Origin of the sequence: Stenotrophomonas sp., assembly GCF_032061965.1 — a bacterium.
Classification (GTDB): domain Bacteria; phylum Pseudomonadota; class Gammaproteobacteria; order Xanthomonadales; family Xanthomonadaceae; genus Stenotrophomonas.
This window is the reverse complement of record NZ_DAMBEF010000044.1, coordinates 4,628-26,475: the sequence shown is the minus strand read 5'-3', so window position 1 is coordinate 26,475 and position 21,848 is coordinate 4,628. Positions and strand designations below refer to the sequence as shown.

At 65.0% G+C, this 21,848-nt stretch carries 23 protein-coding genes; 15 read left to right on the top strand and 8 right to left on the bottom strand.

The genetic code is table 11. From position 1 onward, the window contains the following. From RT460_RS16890 to msrB, 3 genes are all read right to left on the bottom strand, one after another. On the bottom strand, window positions 1-527 hold a 527-nt coding region (locus RT460_RS16890; RefSeq protein WP_313320562.1), incomplete at its 3' end, for a flagellar motor protein MotB. Between the two features lie 10 nt (window positions 528-537). Further along, the gene (motA, locus tag RT460_RS16885) at window positions 538-1,392 is read right to left on the bottom strand and encodes a flagellar motor stator protein MotA (protein ID WP_313320560.1); all 855 of its coding nucleotides are present in this window, start codon (window positions 1,390-1,392) and stop codon (window positions 538-540) included. Window positions 1,393-1,555: 163 nt separating this feature from the next. Then, window positions 1,556-2,023 carry a peptide-methionine (R)-S-oxide reductase MsrB gene (gene msrB, locus RT460_RS16880; protein WP_313320558.1) on the bottom strand — a complete coding sequence of 156 codons (468 nt, stop codon included), beginning with the start codon at window positions 2,021-2,023 and terminating at the stop codon, window positions 1,556-1,558. Window positions 2,024-2,145: 122 nt separating this feature from the next. Between msrB and RT460_RS16875 the strand changes: the two genes are divergently transcribed. Then, window positions 2,146-2,541 (top strand): classical arabinogalactan protein 4, encoded by a 396-nt coding sequence (locus RT460_RS16875; RefSeq protein WP_313320556.1) that lies wholly within the window; start codon window positions 2,146-2,148, stop codon window positions 2,539-2,541. 138 nt (window positions 2,542-2,679) lie between these two features. On the opposite strand, the gene RT460_RS16870 is transcribed toward RT460_RS16875, so the two are convergent. Continuing rightward, window positions 2,680-3,159 (bottom strand): winged helix-turn-helix transcriptional regulator, encoded by a 480-nt coding sequence (locus RT460_RS16870; RefSeq protein WP_313320554.1) that lies wholly within the window; start codon window positions 3,157-3,159, stop codon window positions 2,680-2,682. Window positions 3,160-3,309: 150 nt separating this feature from the next. On the opposite strand from RT460_RS16870, the gene RT460_RS16865 reads away from it, so the two are divergent. Together RT460_RS16865 and alr are read left to right on the top strand one after the other, a co-directional pair. Next, complete coding sequence (locus RT460_RS16865) at window positions 3,310-4,575, top strand: D-amino acid dehydrogenase (RefSeq protein ID WP_313320552.1); 1,266 nt, start codon at window positions 3,310-3,312, stop codon at window positions 4,573-4,575. After that, window positions 4,575-5,651 carry an alanine racemase gene (gene alr, locus RT460_RS16860; RefSeq protein WP_313320550.1) on the top strand — a complete coding sequence of 359 codons (1,077 nt, stop codon included), beginning with the start codon at window positions 4,575-4,577 and terminating at the stop codon, window positions 5,649-5,651. Before RT460_RS16865 ends, alr begins: the two co-directional genes overlap by 1 nt. A gap of 204 nt (window positions 5,652-5,855) precedes the next feature. Here the strand turns inward: alr and RT460_RS16855 are convergent, their stop codons facing one another. Next, on the bottom strand, window positions 5,856-6,425 hold the full coding sequence (locus RT460_RS16855) for a DUF3016 domain-containing protein (RefSeq protein ID WP_313320548.1): 570 nt from the start codon (window positions 6,423-6,425) through the stop codon (window positions 5,856-5,858). A 271-nt stretch (window positions 6,426-6,696) separates the two neighbouring features. On the opposite strand from RT460_RS16855, the gene RT460_RS16850 reads away from it, so the two are divergent. The 5 genes from RT460_RS16850 (at window position 6,697) to RT460_RS16830 (ending at window position 11,500) form a co-directional block, all read left to right on the top strand. After that, window positions 6,697-8,631, top strand: coding sequence for an ATP-binding protein (locus RT460_RS16850; RefSeq protein WP_313320566.1), 1,935 nt, complete (start codon window positions 6,697-6,699; stop codon window positions 8,629-8,631). Window positions 8,632-8,695: 64 nt separating this feature from the next. Next, a complete protein-coding gene (locus tag RT460_RS16845; RefSeq protein ID WP_313320547.1) occupies window positions 8,696-8,986 on the top strand; it encodes a DUF3247 family protein in 291 nt (96 codons plus the stop codon). Window positions 8,987-9,060: 74 nt separating this feature from the next. Beyond that, a complete protein-coding gene (locus RT460_RS16840; RefSeq protein ID WP_313320545.1) occupies window positions 9,061-10,119 on the top strand; it encodes a class I SAM-dependent methyltransferase in 1,059 nt (352 codons plus the stop codon). After that, window positions 10,116-10,823, top strand: coding sequence for a pseudouridine synthase (locus tag RT460_RS16835; protein ID WP_313320543.1), 708 nt, complete (start codon window positions 10,116-10,118; stop codon window positions 10,821-10,823). The genes RT460_RS16840 and RT460_RS16835 overlap by 4 nt, the downstream gene beginning before the upstream one ends. After that, complete coding sequence (locus RT460_RS16830; protein WP_313320541.1) at window positions 10,823-11,500, top strand: HAD family phosphatase; 678 nt, start codon at window positions 10,823-10,825, stop codon at window positions 11,498-11,500. The genes RT460_RS16835 and RT460_RS16830 overlap by 1 nt, the downstream gene beginning before the upstream one ends. Window positions 11,501-11,742: 242 nt before the next feature. Here RT460_RS16830 and RT460_RS16825 read toward each other — a convergent pair whose 3' ends face one another. Continuing rightward, window positions 11,743-12,303 carry a DUF1415 domain-containing protein gene (locus tag RT460_RS16825; protein WP_313320539.1) on the bottom strand — a complete coding sequence of 187 codons (561 nt, stop codon included), beginning with the start codon at window positions 12,301-12,303 and terminating at the stop codon, window positions 11,743-11,745. 222 nt (window positions 12,304-12,525) lie between these two features. Here RT460_RS16825 and RT460_RS16820 point away from each other — a divergent pair, with 222 nt between their 5' ends. The 3 genes from RT460_RS16820 to RT460_RS16810 all read left to right on the top strand — a co-directional run bounded on the left by RT460_RS16820 (window position 12,526) and on the right by RT460_RS16810 (window position 16,325). After that, entirely contained in the window at window positions 12,526-13,989 is a 1,464-nt protein-coding gene (locus RT460_RS16820) for a benzaldehyde dehydrogenase (RefSeq protein ID WP_313320537.1), read from the top strand. A gap of 13 nt (window positions 13,990-14,002) precedes the next feature. After that, window positions 14,003-15,127 carry an NAD(P)-dependent alcohol dehydrogenase gene (locus RT460_RS16815; RefSeq protein WP_313320535.1) on the top strand — a complete coding sequence of 375 codons (1,125 nt, stop codon included), beginning with the start codon at window positions 14,003-14,005 and terminating at the stop codon, window positions 15,125-15,127. 91 nt (window positions 15,128-15,218) lie between these two features. Further along, a complete protein-coding gene (locus RT460_RS16810) occupies window positions 15,219-16,325 on the top strand; it encodes a helix-turn-helix domain-containing protein (RefSeq protein WP_313320533.1) in 1,107 nt (368 codons plus the stop codon). 18 nt (window positions 16,326-16,343) lie between these two features. Here RT460_RS16810 and RT460_RS16805 read toward each other — a convergent pair whose 3' ends face one another. Then, a complete protein-coding gene (locus tag RT460_RS16805; RefSeq protein ID WP_313320531.1) occupies window positions 16,344-16,829 on the bottom strand; it encodes a YajQ family cyclic di-GMP-binding protein in 486 nt (161 codons plus the stop codon). Between the two features lie 143 nt (window positions 16,830-16,972). Continuing rightward, window positions 16,973-18,118: a serine hydrolase domain-containing protein gene (locus RT460_RS16800; protein ID WP_313320529.1), complete on the bottom strand. Its 1,146-nt coding sequence runs from the start codon at window positions 18,116-18,118 to the stop codon at window positions 16,973-16,975. A gap of 52 nt (window positions 18,119-18,170) precedes the next feature. Between RT460_RS16800 and RT460_RS16795 the strand changes: the two genes are divergently transcribed. The 4 genes from RT460_RS16795 to RT460_RS16780 all read left to right on the top strand — a co-directional run bounded on the left by RT460_RS16795 (window position 18,171) and on the right by RT460_RS16780 (window position 21,761). After that, a complete protein-coding gene (locus tag RT460_RS16795) occupies window positions 18,171-19,067 on the top strand; it encodes a DMT family transporter (protein ID WP_313320527.1) in 897 nt (298 codons plus the stop codon). A gap of 124 nt (window positions 19,068-19,191) precedes the next feature. Further along, entirely contained in the window at window positions 19,192-20,199 is a 1,008-nt protein-coding gene (locus tag RT460_RS16790) for a methionine ABC transporter ATP-binding protein (RefSeq protein WP_313320525.1), read from the top strand. After that, window positions 20,196-20,885, top strand: coding sequence for a methionine ABC transporter permease (locus RT460_RS16785; protein WP_313320523.1), 690 nt, complete (start codon window positions 20,196-20,198; stop codon window positions 20,883-20,885). Before RT460_RS16790 ends, RT460_RS16785 begins: the two co-directional genes overlap by 4 nt. A gap of 81 nt (window positions 20,886-20,966) precedes the next feature. Continuing rightward, entirely contained in the window at window positions 20,967-21,761 is a 795-nt protein-coding gene (locus RT460_RS16780; RefSeq protein ID WP_313320521.1) for a MetQ/NlpA family ABC transporter substrate-binding protein, read from the top strand. Window positions 21,762-21,848: the final 87 nt, after the last annotated feature.

Below are 21,848 nucleotides of genomic sequence, written 5' to 3'. Positions count from 1 at the left end.
TCGAACATCGGCCGGTTCTGCTTGTCCACGATCTGGATGCGCAGGCCTTCCGGGGTGATGTCCAACAGCAGTTGGTCCTTGAACGGTTCCAGCGCCTGGCTCTTGCTGATCGCTTCTTGCAGCTCCTGCTTCAACGCTTCCAATCGTTGCCGATCACGCTCGCGTTCCTGTACCGGCGTGGGTACCGATTCCTGCTTGTTCTGGAACGGGTCATTGCTGTTGCCACGCGACACGTCGGTGGCGCCACCGAGCTTGATCATCGATGTGCTGGCTCCACCCGGGCCAGCCATGCCCGGCGCTGGGGTGCTGCTGGTGCCACTGAGCGGGCTGGGATTGCGGAAGTATTCGGAGATTGCTGCGCGTTCGGGCGTGCTGGTGGCGGCCATCAGCCACAGCACCAGGAAGAAGGCCATCATCGCGGTGACGAAGTCGGCGTAGGCCACCTTCCACGAACCGCCGTGGTGGCCGCCGCCCTGGACCTTCTTCACCCGGCGTACGATCACCGTGGGTTTGGCGTTCTCGGTCATGTGCGGGGCCTTACTTGACCGACTTCAGATGCTGTTCGAACTCACTGAAGCCCGGGCGCAGCGCCGACGGCACGGTCTTGCGGGCGAATTCGAGTGCAATCTTCGGGTTGTAGCCACGCAGGCAGGCCAGCAGCGCGGTCTTCACCGATTCGTAGATGCGGGCGTCCTGTTCGGCGCGCGCTTCCACCGCCGCAGCCAGCGGGCCGATGAAGCCATAGCCGAGCAGGATGCCGAGGAAGGTACCGACCAGGGCGCCAGCCACGTGGGCGCCGACTTCCTTGATGTCGCCGCCGATCGAGCCCATGGTGATCACGATGCCCAGCACAGCGGCGACGATGCCGAAGCCGGGCAGGCCATCGGCGACCTTGTTGAGCACGTGCGCCGGTTCCAGCGCCTCGTGGTGGTGCTTTTCCAGCTCCAGTTCCAGCAAGGGTTCCAGCTCGTGCGGCTCGATGTTGGAGCCAATCATCAGGCGCAGGCAGTCGGTGATGAAATCCAACAGGTGATGGTCGGCCAGCACTTTCGGATAGTTGGCGAACACGGCGCTGTCCTGTGGCTTTTCGACATGCTCTTCCAGCGCCATGAAGCCTTCGCGGCGGGCCTTGTTGAGCAGTTCGTAGAGCAGGCTGAGCACGTCCAGATAGTCCTGGCGCTTGTACTGCGGGCCCTTGAACACACTGATGGTGGCCTTGAGGGTCTGCTTGACCGTCTTGATCGGGGTGCCGATCAGGAATGCGCCCAGCGCAGCGCCGCCGATGATGACCAGCTCATAGGGCTGCCAGAGCGCGGCCAGGCGACCGTGCGCGCCGACGTAACCGCCGAGCACGGCAAGAATGACAACCAGCAGGCCGACGAGAATGAGCATGGGGAGCAGACGCGGGGAGGGGATATCCCGTTGTCGGCCGTCAGAGCAGAATCTGTAGAGCCGAGCCATGCTCGGCTGAGGCTCTACCGGGAACGCTTCTGCCGAGCGTGGCTCGGCACTACAACGGCAAAGCCCCCTGCCGAGCATGGCTCGGCACTACAGGCTAGGCCGCAGGCTGCGCCTCGGCGCCACCGCGTTGCAGCGGATCAGGGTAGGGCTGGCCATTGTCGACGAAGGCCAGCGAGACCGAGTTCAGGCAATGACGCTCGAAGGTCGGCGGCGGACCGTCGGGGAATACATGGCCCAGGTGGCTGCCACAGCGTGCGCAGACGATCTCGGTGCGGACCATGCCGTGACTGGTATCGCGGATCTCACGCACATGCGCCGGATCGAATGGGGCGAAGAAGCTCGGCCAGCCGGTCCCGGAATCAAACTTGGTGCTGGAGCGGAACAGTGGCAGGGCACACAGTCGGCAGCAGTACACGCCGTCGCGCTTGTTATCCAGGAACACGCCGCAGAACGGCGCCTCGGTGCCATGGTGCAACAACACGCGCTGTTCCTCGGCGCTGAGGCCGGCGATAAGCGTATCGCGCTGTGCGCTGCTGGGAGGGGTCAGGTCGAAGGCAGTCATGGGGCAGGTCCGTGGGCGGATGATCAAACAGGGTAAGGGCGGGGGAGGGCGACTCCAAGGGCGCGTTCATCGTCGCGCCAGCCCCGTGGGTGCATGCTGGCACGCATGAACAGGAGGGGCTGATGACAAGGATTCCGCTTTGGTTCGCATCGTTGCTGCTGGCCGCGCCGCTGCTTGCGCAGGCGCAGCTCAGGCAACCGCCGCCGCCGACTGAAACGCGCCCGGTCACCTTGCCCTCGCAATCAACGCCGGTGACTGGCAACGCCCGCCCGCAGCGTGAGGACGCCGATCCGCCTGCACGGACCGAAGACAGGCCCAAGCCGAAACCCAGGTCCAAGCCAATCGCACAGCCGCGTGCCACCGTGCGGCCGATCTACGACAGCAAGGGACAGCCGGCGCCGCATATGCGCCAGACCAGTCCGGGCCGGGTAATCGATACGCGTACCAATCGTTATTACGACACCGTGCCCAGTGGCGTGGGGCAGCAGGTGGTGCCGCCGCCGGCGGGCAGCCGCTAGGCCAGCGATTGCCTGTAGTGCCGAGCCATGCTCGGCAGGCGTTTGCTCGTGTAGTGCCGAGCCATGCTCGGCAGGGGCATTACCGGTAAGGCTTCTGCCGAGCATGGCTCGGCACTACAGGAACAGGTGGCTAGGCACTTACTCGGCGATGGGCAGGCACAGGGTTTCTTTGACTTCTTCCATCACGATGTAGCTTTTGGATTCACGTACATGCGGCAAGGTCAGCAAGGTGCTGCCCAGCAGTTTGCGGTAGGAGGCCATTTCGTTGATGCGCGCCTTGAGCAGGTAGTCGAAATCGCCGGACATCAGATGGCATTCCAGCACGTTGGGCAGCTTCAACGCGGCGCGGCGGAATTCCTCGAAGATATCGCCGGACTTGTAGGCCAGGCTGATTTCCACGAACACCAGCAGGCTGGCCTTGACCGAGGACGGGTCCAGGCGGGCGTAGTAACCGGTGATCACGCCTTCGCGCTCGAGCCGCCGCACGCGCTCGGTGCAGGGGGTGGTCGACAGGCCCACGCGCTCGCCCAGCTCGGTGAAGGAAATCCGCCCCTCCTGCTGCAGGATGCGCAGGATCTTGCGGTCGATCTTGTCCAGTTCGCGGCTGCGGGCGGCCATGGCGGCTCTGCTTTTGATGAACGAAACAGGAAATTACCCCGATTTGTCATATCAATACAGAAGAAAACACTGGCTCACCCTGAATATACTGCGCCGTTCCTAGCCCCTGCCGTCCCGTGTGCAGGGAATGATGTGGTCTGGAGAAAGAAAATGCGCGTTCTGGTGCTTGGCAGCGGTGTGATCGGCACGACCAGTGCCTGGTATCTGCGGCAGGCCGGCTTTGATGTCACCGTTGTGGATCGCCAGCCCGGCCCGGCGCTGGAAACCAGCTTCGCCAATGCTGGCCAGCTGTCGTTCGGCTACACCTCGCCGTGGGCCGCCCCGGGCGTGCCATTCAAGGCGATCAAGTGGCTGTTCGAGGAACATGCGCCGCTGGCGATCCGCCCGACCGCGGACATGGCCCAGTACCGCTGGCTGTGGCAGATGCTGCGCAACTGCACCTCGGCCCGCTATGCGGTCAACAAGGCGCGCATGGTGCGGGTGTCCGACTACAGCCGCGATTGCATCAACGAGCTGCGTGCGGCCACCGGCATCGATTACGAAGGCCGCCAGCTGGGCACCACCCAGTTGTTCCGCACCCAGCAGCAGCTGGACGCCGCCGCGCAGGACATCGAAGTGCTGCGCGAGTACGGCGTGCCCTACGAAGTGTTGGACCGCCAGGGCATTGCCCGCGTCGAGCCGGCGCTGGCCGGCAAGACCGAGATGCTGGTCGGCGCGCTGCGCCTGCCCGAAGACCAGACCGGCGACTGCCAGCTGTTCACCCGCAAGTTGGCGGCCTTGGCCGAAGCGGCCGGTGTGGAGTTCCACTTCGACCAGGACATCGCCTCGATCCAGCGTGACGGTGACCGCATCACCGGCGTACGCATCAATGGCCAGTTGGAGACGGCTGACCATTACGTTGTCGCGCTGGGCAGTTATTCGCCGCAGTTGCTGGCACCGTTGGGCATGCAGCTGCCGGTGTATCCGTTGAAGGGTTACTCGCTGACCCTGCCGATCACCAATGCGGCGATGGCACCGAACTCGACCATCCTGGACGAGAGCTACAAGATCGCCATCACCCGTTTTGCCGACCGCATCCGCGTTGGCGGCATGGCAGAAGTGGCCGGCTTTGACCTGTCGCTGGAACCGCGCCGCCGCGCCACGCTGGAAAAGGTGGTCAAGGATCTGTATCCGGATGGCGGCGACCTGTCGCAGGCCAGCTTCTGGACCGGCCTGCGCCCGGCCACCCCGGACGGCACGCCGGTGATCGGCGCAACGCCGTACCGCAACCTGTTCCTCAACACCGGCCACGGCACCCTGGGCTGGACCATGGCAGCCGGTTCCGGCCGTTACCTGGCTGACCTGATGAGCGGCAAGCAGCCGCAGATCAGCACCGAGGGCCTGGATATCTTCCGCTACGGCAAGGGGCAGCACTGATGCGCCCGGCACAGGCATTGATCGACCTGGAGGCACTGCGCCACAACTACCGGCTTGCGCGTCAGTTGGGCGGTGGCAAGGCGTTGGCGATCATCAAGGCCGATGCCTACGGCCACGGTGCGGTCGCCTGCGCCCGCGCGTTGCAGGATGAAGCCGACGGTTTCGGTGTGGCCTGCATCGAGGAGGCGCTGGAATTGCGCCAGGCCGGCATCCGTGGCCCGATCCTGTTGATGGAAGGCTTCTTCGATGCGGCGGAATTGCCGCTGGTCGTGGAGCATGATTTCTGGGTGGTGGTGGCGACGTCGTGGCAGCTGGAGGCAGTGGAAGCGTTCAAGACCGACGCAACCCTGCGCATCTGGTTGAAGCTGGACAGCGGCATGCATCGCCTGGGCTTGTCGCCGGATGAATTCCGCGATGCCCATGCACGCCTGTCGGCGCTGCCGCATGTCGGCCCCTTGGTGATGATGAGTCACCTGGCGCGCGCCGATGAACTGGACAGCAACCGCACCCGCGAGCAGCTGGACGTGTTCAACCGCGCGGTGGAGGGCTTGGCCGGCGAAACCAGCCTGTGCAATTCGCCGGCGCTGTTGGGCTGGCCGGACGTGCGCAGCGACTGGGTGCGGCCGGGCCTGATGTTGTACGGCGCCGATCCCTTGTACCCGCAGCCCAGCCCGCATGCCGCGCAGCTGCGCCCGGTGATGACGCTGCAGTCGCGGGTGATCGCCGTGCGCGAGTTGGCGGCCGGTGAGCCGCTGGGTTACGGCGCCCGCTTTGTCGCCGAAGCGCCTACCCGTGTCGGCGTGGTGGCGATGGGGTATGCCGATGGCTATCCGCAGTTCGCGCCGAATGGCACGCCGGTGTTGATTGATGGCGTGCCGGGCCGGCTGATCGGCCGCGTCTCGATGGACATGCTGACCGTGGACCTCACCGATCACCCGCAGGCCGCGCGCGGCAGCATCGTGCAGCTGTGGGGCAATGCACCGACGATCTCCGAACTGGCACCGCGCTGCAATACCAGTGCGTACCGCTTGCCGTGCAGTCTCAAGCGCACCCCGCGGGTATACCTGTCGGAGTGAGCTGAGCTCCGGTAGTGCCGAGCCATGCTCGGCAGGGGCTTTACCGGCAATACCAATGTAGTGCCGAGCCATGCTCGGCAGAGGCTTCACCGGCAATGCCCAATGCCGAGCATGGCTCGGCACTACAGATGAGGCCAAAACAGCCACGTCAGGTAACGCAAAAAGGGCCGCATTGCGGCCCTTTTCATTTCCAGCGATGCCAGCTTACAGGCCGGCGGTGTTGCGATCGTCGCGCAGCTCGCGGCGCAACCAATCGTCGAGCATGCGCTTTTCGTAGCGCAGCGGGTCGGTGTTGTTGGGCAGGCTGCTGTTGAGCAGGTAGCCGGTGTCGGCCAGCTTGCGCTCACCCTGGTCGATCACCTGGCCATTGGCATCGGTGAGGGTGAACTGCAGGGTGATACGCGGCGGGTAGATGTCGCGCATGATGCGCACATCATCCAGGCGCGGGCCGTGCCACGGCTCGTAATCGCCCGCACGCTTGATGTCGGTGATGGTCACATCCAGCTTCTGCCCTTCCGGCAGCTGCTTGTCGGCCTGTTTGCGCAGATGCTCGGCCAGGGTTTCCACCCAGTTGCCGCGCTGGGCATCCCAGCGGTTGCGGCTGTAGCGCAGTTCGGTGAACTGGGCAGGATCGGTCCACTGCACCTGCACCGGGCCTTCGACAGCCAGGGCGCGGGGGGCATCGGGGGCGGCTACGTTCTTCGAGCCGGCCTGGGCAGCCCCTGCGGCAAGCAGGCAAGCCAGGGCCAGTCCGGTAACGGTCAAGGTTTTCATGGCGTACTCCGGTACGGCAGGGAGGGTACGTCCAGTGTGGGGCCGGGCCACGTCACCCGCAATCAACTGCCTCACAGTGTGCTGACAGGGGTTGCGGACCGGTTCATCATCACGCTGCCTGTATCGACGCATGCGGCAGACTGGCATGCCCCTCCATCGCCCCCGTGGCCCCTCGAACACCCGCGCAATGCCCGAGCTCCACTACGAATCCTCGCTGCCACTGAGCGACCTGGTCGATGACGATCTGGGCAACGCTTTCCTTTACCAGCAGATGTTCGATGCGGTGGGCAGCGGTTTCTGCGTGATCGAGGTCCTGTTCGAGGGCGGAGAGGCGGTGGATTTCGCCTATCTCAAGGTCAATGCCGGTTTCGAGAAGATCACCGGACTGTCCGATGTCACCGGGCGCCGGGTCAGCCACGTATTGCCCACTATCGAAACCTATTGGTTCCATGTGCTCGGGCGGGTCGCCAGCGAAGGCACCACCGTCCATTTCGAACGCATGGTGCCGGAACTGGGCCGTTGGTATTCGGTAGAGGCCGTACGCATCGGAGCGCCAGAGAAGCACCAGGTGGCGGTGCTGTTCTTCGATATTTCCGAGCGCAAGCGCATCGAAACCGAACTGGCCGAGAGCGAGGCGCGTTTCAGTGCGCTGGCCGACGGCCTGCCGATGCCGGTCTGGGTGCTGGATGACCTGGGACATGTGCGCTTCGTCAACACTGCGTTCGGCACGTTTTTCGGTGTGATTCCGGGTACCGACCTGGGCGAGCGGTGGTGGCAGCGCTTTCTGCATGCCGATGAGCTGGCGCCGTTCGAGTACGAGCTGCGCGCGGCCTTGGCCGAACAGCGTGAGTTGCATTTCAACGCCCGCGTACGTCGCCATGACGGTCAGTGGCGCTGGCTGGAAATGAATGCCGTACCGCGTTTTTCGCCGGATGGGCGCTTCATCGGCCTGGCAGGCAACAGCCCGGATATCACCGAGCGGCGAGAAATCGAACGCGCGCGCGAGGAGTTGCTGGATGCCGAACGCGCCGCACGCAACACTGCCGAAGGCATGGCGCGGATGAAGGATGAGTTCCTGGCCACGCTGTCGCACGAACTGCGCACGCCGCTGACCACGGTGCTGGGCTGGAGCGAGCTGTTGCTGCAGCGCATGGAGCCGGACCACCCGATGCGCAAGGGCATGGAAGTGATCGCCAGCAGCGCGATGACGCAGAAGAACCTGATGTCCGACATGCTGGACCTGAGCAGCATGCTGCTGGGCAAGGTGCAGCTGGAAGTGGAAGTGCTGGACCTGGCCGAACAGGTGCGGGAGGCGGTGCGTGCGCAGGAACTGGTGGCCGAGGGCAAGGCGCAGACGCTGGTGATGGAAGTGCCATCGCAGCCCTGTGCGGTGCTCGGTGATGCAACCCGCCTGCGCCAGGTGTTGTCCAACCTGCTGTCCAATGCGATCAAGTTCACCCCGGTGGAAGGGCAGGTGACGATCAGCCTCTGGCGCGAGCGCGATGGCTTCGTGGTGCAGGTAAAGGACGACGGCGACGGCATCGCCCCCGAATTCCTGAAACATCTGTTCAGCCGTTTCAGCCAGGCCGATGGCACCACCACCCGTCGTCACGGTGGTCTGGGCCTGGGCCTGGCCATCGTGCAGCAGCTCACCGAGTTGCATGGCGGCACCGTATCAGCAGCCAGCGAAGGTCCCGGCAAGGGTGCAACCTTCCAGCTGCGCCTGCCCGAGTTCCAGGTCAAGCAGGCCAGCAACCAGCCCCGCCGGCGCGTACAGCGTGGCCGTATCGGCGACCAGGTGGTTGCCTCCAACTCGCTGCAGGGGCTGCGCATCCTGGCCGTCGAGGACCAGCCGGAAATGCTGGGCTACATGCGCCGGGTACTGGAGGAGCAGGGCGCGCAGGTGGTGGCCGCAGGCAGTGCCGCCGAGGCCTTGGAACTGCTCGATCTGCGCGGGCACACGGCGTTCGATCTGCTGATCAGCGATATCGGCATGCCCGGCATGGACGGCTACGGCCTGGTGCAGATGCTGCGCGAGACGCTGGGCGTACCCGGTGAGGAACTGCCGGCCGTGGCGGTGACCGCGTTGGCCCGTGCCGACGACCGTAGACGCGCGCTGTCCGGTGGCTTCCAGGGGCACCTGGGTAAGCCCTACAGTGTGGCGCAGCTGGTCACCGCAATCCGGGGCGCGCGCCCGACGCAGTGACTTTTGCGCAGGTTTCACACCGTAAATCGGCTAATGTGACCGTGATCACCTGCGGACGCTGCCCATGCCCCTGTACGCGCCCCACGTTTATTCCGACCCGATGACCATCGCTGCGATGGAGGCGCTGCTGGGTGAACTTCCCGGGCAGGCCCGCGTGCTGCTGGTTCTGAAGGACGGCAGCCGGGTAGCCGGCACGGTCACCGCGCGGCCGGCCCTGCAGCATTACGCCGATGCCACTGAAGCCACCGGGGTAAACGGCACGGTGCGGTTGGACGACCTTGTCAGGGCCTGCCAGCAACATGTGATCTGGCTGGACAGCGTGCTGGATGTGCAGCACCTGCCGGTCGAAGCCTGAGCGCAAACGCGGGGTTTCCGGGCGGGTAGCCCGCAGCCCGGTAGAATGGCCAGCCCGCTAGACGAATAACCGGCATGCCTGCTTCGCACGACGCTCCCCTGGAAACCCTGTTCCTGCCGTTCTCCTCCGCTGGCCTGCGCTGGCCGCAGGGGCCGGTGTTGTTCCTGCGCGCGCGTGACGGCTGGCCGCTGCGCGAACATGCCGACAGCACCCAACTGGTGTGCGTGCAGAGCTTCCGGCCGTTTGCCGAGGCGCTGCAGCGTAGCGGCTGGCAAGTGCGTGAAGAGCAGGAGCTGGACGCATCCAGCCAGCGCTACGCGCTGGTGCTGGTGTTGCCGCCGCGTCAGCGCGACGAGGCCCGCGCGCTGTTTGCCCAAGCTCAGAGCCTGCTGGCCCCGGGCGGCATCATCGTCGCCTGCCAGTCCAACAACGAAGGTGCACGCTCTGGCGAAAGCGACCTGCAGCAGCTGACCGGCCTGGGCGGCAAGCTGACCAAGAATCACTGCCGTGCCTATTGGTCGGTGCCGGCCGAAGGCAAGCACGACGAGGCGCTGCACAAGCGTTGGGCGGCGCTGGATGCCCCGCGCAGCATTGTTGACGGCCGTTTCCTGAGTCGCCCCGGTGTATTCGCCTGGGACCGCATTGACCCGGCGTCGGCGTTGCTGGTCGAGCAGCTGCCCGCCGATCTGGCCGGGCGCGGTGCGGATCTGGGCGCCGGCTGGGGTTATCTGTCGGCCGAAGTGTTGGCGCGTTGCCCCAAGGTCACCGCACTGGACCTTTACGAAGCCGAATCGCGTGCGTTGGCATTGGCCCGCCACAACTTGGCCGACGCCGGTGAGCGGGTGAAGCTGGATTTCCGCTGGCAGGACGTCACCGCCGGCATCGATGGCCGTTACGACTTTGTGGTCTCCAATCCGCCGTTCCATACCCCGGCGCGCGAGGACCGCCCGGATATCGGCCGCCGCTTCATTGCCGTGGCCGCACAGTCGCTGCGTCCGGGCGGGCAGTTGTTCATGGTGGCCAACCGCCATCTGCCCTACGAACAGATCCTCACTGAAAGCTTTGGCCAGGTGCGGGTGGCGGCCGAACGCGATGGTTTCAAGGTCATCGTGGGTACCCGGGGCCGCGCATGAAGCTGGTCAAGCACATTGCCAACCTCGGTTACGGCAGCCGCAAGCAGGTGCAGCAGATGTTCCGCGAGGGCCGCATTACCGATGTTGACGGTGAGGTGCTGTACGCCGATGACAAGGTGGAACACGCGGTCATCCACGTGGATGGCGAGCCGCTGGATCCGCCGCCAGGGCTGACCCTGATGCTGCACAAGCCGGCCGGTTACACCTGTTCCACCAAGGACCAGGGGCGGCTGATCTATGACCTGCTGCCGGATCGTTTCCGTGATCGTGACCCGGTGCTGTCCAGCGTCGGTCGTCTTGATCGTGATACCTCGGGCCTGCTGCTGATGACCGATGACGGCCAGCTCCTGCACCGCATCGTGTCGCCCAAATCCAAGCTGGACAAGGTCTACGAAGCACAGCTGGCACAGGACCTGAGCGGTAGCGAAGGCGCGCAGTTCGCCAGCGGAAGCTTGTTGCTGGAATCCGACGACAAGCCGCTGTTGCCGGCCGAACTCGACGTGCTGGGGCCACGCGCTGCGCGCCTGACCCTGCACGAAGGCCGCTACCACCAGGTACGACGCATGTTCGCCGCGGTAGGCAACCACGTGCAGGCGCTGCACCGCTCACGTATTGGGGGGTTGGGGTTGGGCGACCTGGCGGAAGGTCAATGGCGCCAATTGGATGCCGCCGACCTGGCCGTGCTGTTTGGAGAGTCGGCCTGATGCAACTGCTGGCCCGCCCGCAGGCGGTGGTGTTCGACATGGATGGCTTGATGCTGGACAGCGAGCGCGCACTGCTGGGCTGTCTGGAACAGGCCGCGCAGAGCCATGGGCTTGTCCTTGAGCGCAGCCTGTTGCTGTCGCTGATCGGTTCGCCCGATGCGGTGACCCGGCAGAAGCTGGCCGACGTGTTGGGGCTTGCGCGCACCGACACCTTGCTGGCCGATTCCTATGCGCGTTACGGCGCCATCGTCGATGCCGGTGTGCCGTTGCGGCCGGGCATCATCGAGCTGCTTGAACTGTTGGACCAGCACGGTATTCCGCGCGCTGTCGCCACCGCCACCCGCTCACCGTTGGCGCAGCGCAAGCTGGCCGCGGCGGGGTTGCTGTCGTATTTCCAGTTTGTTGCGACCAGCACCGATGTCGCCCACTCCAAGCCGGCCCCGGACATCTACCTGCATGCCGCACGCGGCCTGGGCGTTGATCCGGTCCATTGCCTCGCGCTGGAGGATTCACCCACGGGCGTACGTGCCGCTCTCGCGGCAGGGATGACCACCATCCAGATCCCCGACCTGCTGGAGCCGGACGAGCAAGTGCGTGGCTTGGGCCATCACATCACCACCTCGCTGCATGATGTGCACGGCTTGCTGTTGCCCTGGTTGTCCGCAACCACCGCGTAAGTGCCAGCCCTGTAGTGCCGAGCCATGCTCGGCAGAAGCGCTCCCGGCAATGCCAGAAAGCGACCCTCACCCTAACCCCTCTCCCGTGTGGAGAGGGGCCAGAGCGGTAGTGCCGAGCCATGCTCGGCAGAAGCTTTCCCAGCAATGTCCGAAAGCGACCCTCACCCCAATCCCTCTCCCGTGGGGAGAGGGGCCAGAGCGGTAGTGCCGAGCCTGGTTCTACGCTGCCAAACAGGCAGAACTCAGACGTTCCCCTCGCCGCCACCCAGTACGCGGTGCCAACCTTCCACACCCAACTGGTCCAGGGTCTTGATGTTGCGCTCCACGATCACATCCGGGTCCGGGAATGCAGATACCGCACGTTCCACGCTGTCCTCGCGCAGCAGGTGCAAGGTCGGGTAGGGCGCGCGGTTGGTGTAGTTGCTCACGTCATCCGGCGCGGCACCTGCGAACTGGTACTGCGGGTGGAAGCTGGCCACTTGCAGGATGCCCTGAAGATCCAGGGCCTCTACCGCAGCATCGGCATTGTCCAGAAAGTCGTTGTAGTCGAGAAAATCTGTCAGCACATCCGGGTGGATGATCAACGTGGTGTCGATCTGCTCGGCTGGCGTCTCGCGCAGCAGCACCAGTTCTTCGGCCAGCTGCTCCAGCAATGCTTCGGGCGTGGTTGCATCGCTGAGCACGAAACGCACTTGCTGCTTGACGTACACCGCTTTGGCGAAGGGGCACAGGTTCAGCCCGATCACGGCTTTCTCCAGCCAGTTGCGGGTGACGGCGATTGGATCGGTGGGGCTGTCGTTCATGGCGGGCACGCAGGCTGGCTTGGCCGGCAATTGTAGGCGTCAACGCCTGCAATCGCCGTTGCGCTGTCATCGCGTTGCCGTGGAGTGTGCACAAACTGGACAGGTCATCTTGCAGAAAAGTGCACGTAATCAGCGGGTTGCGGTGTTGTTGTCGGCGGCTAATAGGCAGCGGCGGCGCAGCGGTATCCAATGTCGGCACAACGCAGGCAAGGAGTATCGGCAATGGCGACACAGGCATTTCTTCCCAGGGAAATCTGGACAGGCAGCTACTTCGACGGCCAGTGGCAGCTTGGGCAACGGCTGCAGGAAGTGGTCGAGCCGGCCACGGGCAAGGTTCTGGGCAGCGTGGCGTTGGCTGACACGGCGCAGCTTGCGCAGTCCGCAGCGGCGGCCGCCCGGGCCCAACGTGCATGGGCCGAAGCGCCTTACGAAACGCGCGCGCAGGTCTTGCGCCGCGCTGCGCAGCTGGTGGATGAATACGTTGTGGACATCAGCGATTGGCTGGTGCGTGAGTCCGGGTCCACGCGTGTGAAGGCCGCCTCCGAGGTAAAGGTCAGCCAAAGGGCGATCCAGGAGGCCGCGGCGCTGCCATCGCGTGGCATCGGCGAGGTGCTGCCGTCGGTGCCCGGTCGCTTGAGCTTGGCGCGGCGCCGTCCATTGGGCGTTGTGGGCGTGATTTCCCCGTTCAATTTTCCGCTGTACCTGGCAATGCGCGCAGTGGCTCCGGCATTGGCGCTGGGCAATGCGGTGGTATTGAAGCCTGATCCGCGTACCGCAGTATGCGGCGGGCTGGTGATTGCGCGCCTGTTCGAACTGGCGGGCTTGCCGAGCGGCGTGCTGCACGTGCTGCCAGGCGATGGTGCCGTCGGCGCGGCACTGACCAGTGATCCGAACATCGCCATGATCCAGTTCACCGGTTCCACCGGTGCTGGCCGCAAGGTGGGCGAGTCGGCCGGGCGGCATCTGAAGAAAGTGTCCCTGGAACTGGGTGGCAAGAACGCGCTGATCGTGCTGGACGATGCCGATCTTGACCTGGCCATCGCCAACACCGCATGGGGCGTGTACCTGCACCAGGGACAGATCTGCATGGCCACCGGCCGCGTGCTGGTGCAACGGGCGATCTATCCGCAGTTCCTGAAGAAACTTGTCGCCAAGGCGCGCAGCCTGCGGGTGGGTGATCCGGCCAGCGCCGATGTCGCCCTGGGGCCGCTGATCAATGCGCAACAGCGCGACCACGCGGCACGCATCGTCGCCGAGGCCACGGCCGCAGGCGCCACATTGGAAACCGGTGGTGGCTACCACGATCTGTTCTTCGAGCCGACCGTGCTCAGTGGCGTGGACCGTGACAATCCCGCATTCGGCCAGGAGATCTTCGGCCCGGTCGCCGTGGTGGTGCCGTTCGACAACGACGAGGACGCGATCACATTGGCCAACGACAGCGAGTACGGCCTGTCGATGGGCATCATCTCGAGCAATGTCGGCCGGGCACTGAAAGTAGGCGAGCGCCTGCGTACCGGCCTGCTGCACATCAACGACCAGACCGTGAACGATGAGGTCATCAATCCCTTCGGTGGTGTGGGGGCTTCGGGCAACGGTACCGGCATAGGCGGCCCGGCCAACATCGACGAATTCACCCAGTGGCAGTGGCTCACCATCAAGGGTGAAGCCCCGGCCTATCCGCTCTGAACAGGAGAAACCCATGAGTGCAATCGCAGAACTGCGTGACATCACCGTGGCGGTGGTACGCGCCAAGGAACAGCCCTTCAGCATCGAACCGGCGCGTATCCGCGGGCCAAGGAATGACGAGGTGCTGGTACGGATCGTTGCCACCGGCCTGTGCCATACCGACCTGATCGTGCGCGACCAGTATTACCCGGTGCCTTTGCCCGCTGTACTGGGCCACGAGGGCGCTGGCGTGATCGAGGCCGTGGGGCCGGACGTGCAGGACCTGAAAGTCGGCGACCACGTGGTCCTGACCTACGGCGCCTGCGGTCATTGCAATCCCTGTAGCGGCGGTCACGGTGCGTACTGCCGTGACTTCTACGGTCTCAACTTCGGTGGTGGCGCGCTTGATGGCAGCACTGCGATCCAGGACCCGCAGGGCCAGCCGCTGCATGATCATTTCTTTGCCCAGTCTTCGTTCGCCACCTATGCGCTGAGTCGCGAGAACAACGCGATCAAGGTGCCGGACGAGGCACCGATCGAACTGCTGGGGCCGCTGGGCTGCGGTATCCAGACCGGCGCCGGTGCCGTGATCAACTCGCTCAAGGTCGGCGCCGGCAGCAGCTTTGCATCCTATGGTGCCGGCGCGGTGGGCCTGAGTGCGGTGATGGCCGCGCGGGTGGCCGGTGCCACCACCATCATCGCCATCGACGTGGTGCCATCGCGCCTGCAGCTGGCCACCGAGCTGGGTGCCACCCACACCATCAACAGCCGCGAAGTCGATGTGGTGGCGGCGGTGCGGGAGATCACCGGTGGCGGCGTGGCCTTCGCGCTGGAATCCACGGGCCGTGCGGAAGTGCTGGAGCATGGCATCCAGGCGCTCGCCGGCTTGGGCGTGATCGGTGTTGTCGGTGCACCCAAGCTGGGCACCACCGCGCGCTTCGACATCAACGATCTGCTGCTTGGTGGCCGCAGCATCCGTGGCATCGTGGAAGGTGACAGCGTGCCCAAGGTGTTCATTCCGCAGCTGGTACAGCTGTACCAGCAAGGCCGTTTCCCGTTCGACAAACTGGTGCGCTTCTACCCGCTGGATCAGATCAACCAGGCGGCGCAGGACAGTACCCAGGGCATTACCTTGAAGCCCATCCTGAAGATCGGCTGATGGAACAAACCGTCGCGGGCTGCTGGGCCCGTGACGGCGATTCAGGCAGGCGTTGCGTTGTAGGCTGAGGGCTGTTGTCTGGAGGATGCCCATGACCACAATGCTGGCGCAACAGCAGCAGCGCCTGGCAGCAGCGCGCAAGCGCTTTGCCGAAGGCGGCAACCTGCCTGGGCAGTTGCTTGCCCCGGCGGTGGTGCGTTCGTGGGAGCGCTCGCGGCAGGCGGGGATACGGCCACAGCAACCGCCGCAGTACGCCAGCATGGCGCAGCGGCGGCTGCGCTTGGAAAACCCGCAGGATCGGCTGCTGGCGCGCTGCGTGCGACAGGACCTGGACGATCTATGGGCCGCGTTCGGCGGGCGCCAGTGGACGCTGTTCTGCGTCAACCGCGAAGGCTTGATCATTGCCCAGCGTGAACACGGCCTGCGCGATGACCCCGTCCTGCGTCCGATCCAGGTGGGGCGTCGCGTGCGTGAGATTGAAATAGGCACCACCGCGCCGTCCTGCGTGCTGGCCGAGGATGCACCCGTCCTGGTTCGTGGCAACGAGCATTACCTGGATGAGTTCTCTTCGGTCTATTGCCTGAGCGTGCCCTTGCACGGCGTGGACGGTCAGCTTACGGGTGCGCTGGATATCACCGGCATCGGCGAGCGCGACAGCGCGTTGCTGACCGGCTATTTCCAGCAGGCGGCCTTGTCGATTGAAAGCCAGCTGATCGTGCAGCTGCGCGACGTGCACCTGTTGGCCATCCAGCACGATGTGCGCTGGCTGGGTACGCCGTTGCAGGGCGTGCTGGCGGTGCGTGAAGACGGCCAGTTGCGTGCCGCCAATGGCGTTGCAAGGCGCCTGCTGGGTTTGCCCAGGGCTGGGATGCTGCCGGTAATGACCCTGGCGCAGGTGTTCGAACATGCCAGCGCGCACCAGCGGCGGCGCCTGCTGCAGGCCGGGCCGGTGCATCGGGTGCAGTTGCAACCTGACAGCGCGGTACATGTGCAGTATCTGCGCGGCCCCTTGCCGGCCCATGCCAGCACGCGGGTAAGGGCAGCACCGACGGCGGTAACCAAGGGCAGCCTGCGCGCGCAGGGAGCGCAGGCGGCGCGTGAGGCGGTGGCTGCCCATGATGGCAATCTCAGTGCCGCGGCGAGCCAGTTGGGCATCTCCCGGACCACCCTGTACCGCAAGCTGCAGCAGGGCGGTTAGACCTGCTGCAGCGGGGGATCAGTCGCGGAAGTTGTCGAACTGCAGCGGCTGTTCGAACTCGCCCTTCTTCAGCAGCGCCATTACTTCCTGCAGGTCGTCACGCTTCTTGCCGTTCACGCGCAGCTTGTCACCGTTGATCTGGGTGTCGACCTTGATCTTGGATTCCTTGATCTTGGCGGCGATCTGCTTGGCCAGCTTCTGCTCGATACCCTGCTTGACCGTGACCTGCTGGCGCGCGCCGCCCAGGTTGGTCTCGATGTCGCCGAACTCCATGCAACGGAAGTCGATGTTGCGCGCGCCCAGGCGCTGCTTGAGGATGTCGGACATCTGCTTGAGCTGGAAATCGGTGGGGGCGGTCAACTTGATCAGCTTTTCGCCGTCCTGCTCGAACGAGGCGGCCACGCCCTTGAAGTCGAAGCGGGTGGACAGCTCGCGGTTGGCCTGGTCGATGGCGTTGGTCAGCTCGTGCTTGTCAACTTCGGATACGACGTCAAAGGAAGGCATGGGCCTGCTCCAATCTGTGAGAACAGCGCCCATTCTATTGCACCCATCCGTTGGCAGCGGCGTCAGCAGCGAAGTTGGGGGCCGTGCGGTTGCAGTGTGAACAGGGCGCCGTGGCAATCGGCGCTTCGCGGCTTGCGCTCGTCCTATTGGGCTTTCCACTGTGCGTGCAACAAGCCGGCTACGGCGAAGCAGGCTGGGGCCTCGCTGTTGGACAGCACGATCACCGTCTCGCCGGTATGCGGGTAATGCCGTACATCGCTGCAGATGCCATCGGCATTGCCGCCGTGGCCCCAGCGGAAGTCCCGCTCCGGCACGCCCTCGCCATAGCCGGTGGCAAAAAAGCCCAGGCCCATGAATTCGCGCTGGGTGCGGGTGGCTTCGGCAAGCAACGCCGGCGGCAACAACTTGCCCGTATTGAGCGCCTGCACGAAGCGCAGCAAATCCGTCGCGGTGCCTACCTCACCACCGGCAGCGAAGCCCCGGTTGGGCTGGGTGGCGCAATTGCTGATGCGCTTGCCGTCGACCTCGGCGTAACCGCGTGCAAGGTCCGGCGCCGGATCGGTGCAGTCCACGAAGCCGGTGTGTTGCATCCCGGCAGGTTGAAGAATCCGTTGCTGCACATAGTCCTCGAAGGACTGACCGGACAGCACCTCGACCATGCGGCCCAGCAGTACATAGCCAAAGTTTCCATATTTTTGCTGGCTGCCCGGGACAAAGGCGGGTGGGCGGTTGGCGTGCAGGGCAACCATGTCGGCAAGGCTGCTCAGCCTGGCGCGGTCGGCGGCATGCTCGGCGCCGAACAGCGCGTCGATATCACCCGCTCCCGCACTGTGGGTCAGCAGGTGGCGCAAGCGCACGCTGTTGGCGAATTCGCGGTTGGGATAGTCCTTCAATACCTCGCCAACAGTGCTGTCCAGTCCAATCCGGCCGGAGGCTACCTGCTGCAGGATCGCCACGCTGGTGAACATCTTCCCGGCCGAGGCCAGGTTGAAGCGGTCGTCGGCCTGCAGCGCGGCATCGTCCCGGGTTTCGTCGCGCAGGCCGTAGGCCTTGTGCAGCAGCACCTGGTCGCCGTTGGCCACCAGCACAACGCCGGAGAACTTGCCGGCGGTCTGCAGGCCGAGTGCAAATCCGTCCAGTTGCGCCAGGGCGCGTGCGTCTGGCACCTCGCTGGCAACGGCGATGGCGGGCAGCAGAGCCAGCAGAGCTAGCAGGGCGTAGGCGCCGGCTCGGCGCAGGGTCGATGTGATGGCTTGCATGGCGCCCCCGGCACGGTGTGTGCTGAACATATAGCACTCATTGGGGATGCCGGATGTGGGTCTGGCAGCGGATAATCGCCGCATGTCTCCGACCAAGTCCCCCGCGCGCGCCATCATCTGGATGTTGGCGGCAGTCGCCTTCTTTTCGCTGATGGATGCCGGCATGAAAATGCTGTCAGCCAGCTATCCCACCCTGCAAGTGACCATGCTGCGTGGCGCGGCGTCGTTGCCCTTCGTGCTGGTCTGGGTGCTGGCCACGGCCGGGCCGCGCTCCGTGATCCCGGTGCGCTGGGGCCTGCACCTGCTGCGTGGCGTGCTGGGCATGGTGATGATCGGCTGCTTCGTCTACGCGCTGCGCACACTGCCGCTGTCCACCGCCTACACCATCTATTTCGTGGCACCGCTGCTGGTGGCCGCGTTGTCGGTGCCATTGCTCGGTGAGTACGTGGGGCCGCGCCGCTGGGTGGCCATCGGCATCGGCCTGATCGGCGTGTTGGTGGTGCTGCGCCCGGGCGTGGACGGCATCATTTCCTTCCCCGGGCTGATGGTGCTGTTGGCGGCCACCGCTTATGCCATCGCCGCGGTGACGGTGAGCCTGTTGACCCGTACCGACACCCCGCAATCGATGGTGGTGTGGTTTCTGCTGATCATGGCGATCGGCGCCGGCATCCTGGCCTGGCCACAGTGGCAGCCGCTGCAGTGGAAGCACACCGCGCTGATTGCCGGCATGGGGCTGGCCGGGGCGTTGGGGCAGATCGCGCTGACCCGCGCCTTCCAGCTGGGCCAGGCCTCGATGATCGCGCCGTTGGAGTACACCGGCCTGGTCTGGGTGATCGGCTGGGATCTGTTGCTGTGGGACAAGCTGCCCGACCGCTGGACCTGGCTGGGTGCGGCCATCATCGTTGCCAGCGGCCTGTACCTGCTGCACCGCGAGCGCGTGCAGCGGGCGCAGCGGCCGGACCAGCTGGATCACCCCTGACAGGCATGCGTAGACAAATCCTTAGAATCAAAAGGAATAAGATTCGAGGATGTGGCACGCGCGCCGGGGTCCCGGCACTGCTAGGCTGCACGCCCCCTCCTTATGCCCTCCGGTTACCAAGGCAGTGATCGAGTTCCAGCACCTGCAGAAGTCCTATGCCGTCGATGGCAGCGCGATCACCGCGCTGCATCCGCTCGACCTGAGTATCCGGGCCGGCGAAGTATTCGGCATCATCGGCCACTCCGGCGCCGGCAAATCGACCCTGATTCGGCTGATCAACCGCCTGGAGGAGCCCAGTGGCGGCCGCGTGCTGATCGACGGCCAGGATGCCACCGCGCTCGATGCCGAGGGCCTGCGCACGCTGCGCCGGCGGATCGGCATGATCTTCCAGCACTTCAACCTGCTGTCGGCACGTACGGTTGCCGGCAACGTGGCGTTTCCGCTGGAACTGGCGGGAACGCCAAAGGCGGAGATCGACGCGCGCGTGGCCGAGCTGTTGCGCACCGTGGGCCTGGAGGCACATGCGGCCAAGTACCCGGCGCAGCTGTCCGGTGGCCAGAAGCAGCGCGTGGGCATCGCCCGTGCGCTGGCCACCCGCCCGCAGATCCTGTTGTGCGACGAGGCCACCAGCGCACTGGACCCGCAGACCACCGCCTCGGTGCTGGCCCTGCTGGCCAAGATCAACCGCGAGCTGGGCCTGACCATCGTGTTGATCACCCACGAGATGGATGTGATCCGCCGCGTCTGTGACCGGGTTGCCGTGCTCGATGCTGGGCACATGGTCGAGATGGGCCCGGTGACCGACGTGTTTCTGCACCCGCAGCACCCGACCACGCGCCGTTTTGTGTCCGAGTCCGAGCATGTGGACGAGGGCGAGCAGCTGCGTGACTTCGCCGCGGTTGGCGGACGCATCGTGCGCCTGACCTTCCTTGGCGACGGCACCTACGAACCCTTGCTGGGCCGCATCGCGCGTGACACCGGGGTGGACTACAACATCCTCACCGGCCGCATCGACCGCATCAAGGACACGCCCTACGGCCAGCTGACCGTTGCGCTGGTGGACGGTGACCTGGATGCAGCGCAGGCTGCATTCGTCGCTGCCGGTGTGTACGTGGAGGAGTTGCGTCGATGAGCATTGCAACCGCGGGCGGTTTCTTCCGCCACCTGGACGCCGGCAAGTGGGCCGATATCGGCCAGGCCACCCTTGATACCTTGTTGATGCTGGCCGGCTCGCTGCCGCTGACGCTGGCCATCGGCCTGCCGCTGGGCGTGCTGTTGTTCCTTACCGGCTCGCCGCAGCTGCATCGCAAGCCGGTGGTGTATGGGGTCACCGCGTTGTTGGTCAACCTGCTGCGCTCGGTGCCCTTCATCATCCTGATGATCGTGCTGATCCCGGTCACGCTGGCGTTGATGGGCACCTCGCTCGGGGTGCGTGGTGCGATCCTGCCGTTGGTGGTGGGAGCGGCGCCGTTCTACGCGCGGCTCGTCGAAACCGCCCTGCGCGAAGTCGACCGCGGCGTGATCGAGGCCAGCCAGGCGATGGGCGCGACCACACGGCAACTGGTCTTCAAGGTACTGCTGCCGGAAGCACGGCCGGGCCTGATCGCCGGCGCTACGGTCACCACCATTGCCCTGATCGGCTTCACCGCGATGGGCGGTGCGATCGGTTCCGGTGGCCTGGGCGACCTGGCCTTCCGCGATGGCTACCAGCGCTCGCATACCGACGTGGCCCTGGTGACCGTCGTGTTGCTGTTGGTGCTGGTACAGCTGCTGCAGATGTTGGGTGACCGTCTGGTCACGCATTACAGCCGCAAATAATGGAATGAGTGCAGGCGGGCACGCCATGTGCCGGCCTGTTAGCGTAGTGCCACCATCCTTCCCCACGGGATCACGTTGATAATGAAAAAGCTGCTCGCCTTCCCCCTGATTGCTGCCGCGCTGGTCCTGTCGGCCTGCGGCAAGCCTGCCGCCGATGAATCCAAGTTGGTGGTGGCTGCCACTGCCGTGCCGCACGCCGAGATCCTGGACGTGGTCAAGCCGCTGTTGGCCAAGGAAGGGGTGACACTCGACGTGCGTGTGTTCAACGACTACGTGCAGCCCAACGACCAGTTGGTGCAGAAGCAGGTCGACGCCAACTACTTCCAGACCGAGCCCTACCTGAAGGCCTACAACGCTGACCGAAAGACCGACCTGGTCACCGTCACCGGCGTGCACATCGAGCCGTTCGGTGCCTATTCGCGCCGCTTCAAGTCGCTGGCCGAACTGCCCAATGGCGCTGATGTGGTGATCCCGAACGATCCCAGTAACAACAGCCGCGCGCTGATCCTGTTGGACACCGCTGGTGTGATCAAGCTCAAGGACCCGAGCAATGCCTTGTCCACCCAGCGCGATATCACCGAGAACCCGAAGCAGCTCAAGTTCCGCGAGCTGGATTCGGCGATGCTGCCGCGCGTGCTGGACCAGGTGGACCTGGCGCTGATCAACACCAATTACGCGCTGGATGCCGGCCTGAATCCGACCAAGGATGCCTTGGCGATTGAAAGCAGCGATTCGCCGTATGTGAATTTCCTGGTTGCCCGCCCGGACAACAAGGACGACGCCCGCGTGCAGAAGCTGGCCAAGGCCCTGACCAGCCCGGAAGTCAAGGCGTTCATCGAGCAGAAGTACCAGGGCGCAGTGCTGCCGGCCTTCTAAGCCCCAATGTAGTGCCGAGCCATGCTCGGCAAGGGCTTTCCAAGCAGCCCCACCGTAGTGCCGAGCCATGCTCGGCAGGGGCTTTCC

Coding starts and splice junctions, on each gene's coding strand:
- motA (WP_313320560.1), bottom strand. CDS start 1,392: ATGCTCATTCTCGTCGGCCTGCTGGTTGTCATTCTTGCCGTGCTCGGC.
- msrB (WP_313320558.1), bottom strand. CDS start 2,023: ATGACTGCCTTCGACCTGACCCCTCCCAGCAGCGCACAGCGCGATACG.
- RT460_RS16875 (WP_313320556.1), top strand. CDS start 2,146: ATGACAAGGATTCCGCTTTGGTTCGCATCGTTGCTGCTGGCCGCGCCG.
- RT460_RS16870 (WP_313320554.1), bottom strand. CDS start 3,159: ATGGCCGCCCGCAGCCGCGAACTGGACAAGATCGACCGCAAGATCCTG.
- RT460_RS16865 (WP_313320552.1), top strand. CDS start 3,310: ATGCGCGTTCTGGTGCTTGGCAGCGGTGTGATCGGCACGACCAGTGCC.
- alr (WP_313320550.1), top strand. CDS start 4,575: ATGCGCCCGGCACAGGCATTGATCGACCTGGAGGCACTGCGCCACAAC.
- RT460_RS16855 (WP_313320548.1), bottom strand. CDS start 6,425: ATGAAAACCTTGACCGTTACCGGACTGGCCCTGGCTTGCCTGCTTGCC.
- RT460_RS16850 (WP_313320566.1), top strand. CDS start 6,697: ATGTTCGATGCGGTGGGCAGCGGTTTCTGCGTGATCGAGGTCCTGTTC.
- RT460_RS16845 (WP_313320547.1), top strand. CDS start 8,696: ATGCCCCTGTACGCGCCCCACGTTTATTCCGACCCGATGACCATCGCT.
- RT460_RS16840 (WP_313320545.1), top strand. CDS start 9,061: ATGCCTGCTTCGCACGACGCTCCCCTGGAAACCCTGTTCCTGCCGTTC.
- RT460_RS16835 (WP_313320543.1), top strand. CDS start 10,116: ATGAAGCTGGTCAAGCACATTGCCAACCTCGGTTACGGCAGCCGCAAG.
- RT460_RS16830 (WP_313320541.1), top strand. CDS start 10,823: ATGCAACTGCTGGCCCGCCCGCAGGCGGTGGTGTTCGACATGGATGGC.
- RT460_RS16825 (WP_313320539.1), bottom strand. CDS start 12,303: ATGAACGACAGCCCCACCGATCCAATCGCCGTCACCCGCAACTGGCTG.
- RT460_RS16820 (WP_313320537.1), top strand. CDS start 12,526: ATGGCGACACAGGCATTTCTTCCCAGGGAAATCTGGACAGGCAGCTAC.
- RT460_RS16815 (WP_313320535.1), top strand. CDS start 14,003: ATGAGTGCAATCGCAGAACTGCGTGACATCACCGTGGCGGTGGTACGC.
- RT460_RS16810 (WP_313320533.1), top strand. CDS start 15,219: ATGACCACAATGCTGGCGCAACAGCAGCAGCGCCTGGCAGCAGCGCGC.
- RT460_RS16805 (WP_313320531.1), bottom strand. CDS start 16,829: ATGCCTTCCTTTGACGTCGTATCCGAAGTTGACAAGCACGAGCTGACC.
- RT460_RS16800 (WP_313320529.1), bottom strand. CDS start 18,118: ATGTTCAGCACACACCGTGCCGGGGGCGCCATGCAAGCCATCACATCG.
- RT460_RS16795 (WP_313320527.1), top strand. CDS start 18,171: ATGTCTCCGACCAAGTCCCCCGCGCGCGCCATCATCTGGATGTTGGCG.
- RT460_RS16785 (WP_313320523.1), top strand. CDS start 20,196: ATGAGCATTGCAACCGCGGGCGGTTTCTTCCGCCACCTGGACGCCGGC.
- RT460_RS16780 (WP_313320521.1), top strand. CDS start 20,967: ATGAAAAAGCTGCTCGCCTTCCCCCTGATTGCTGCCGCGCTGGTCCTG.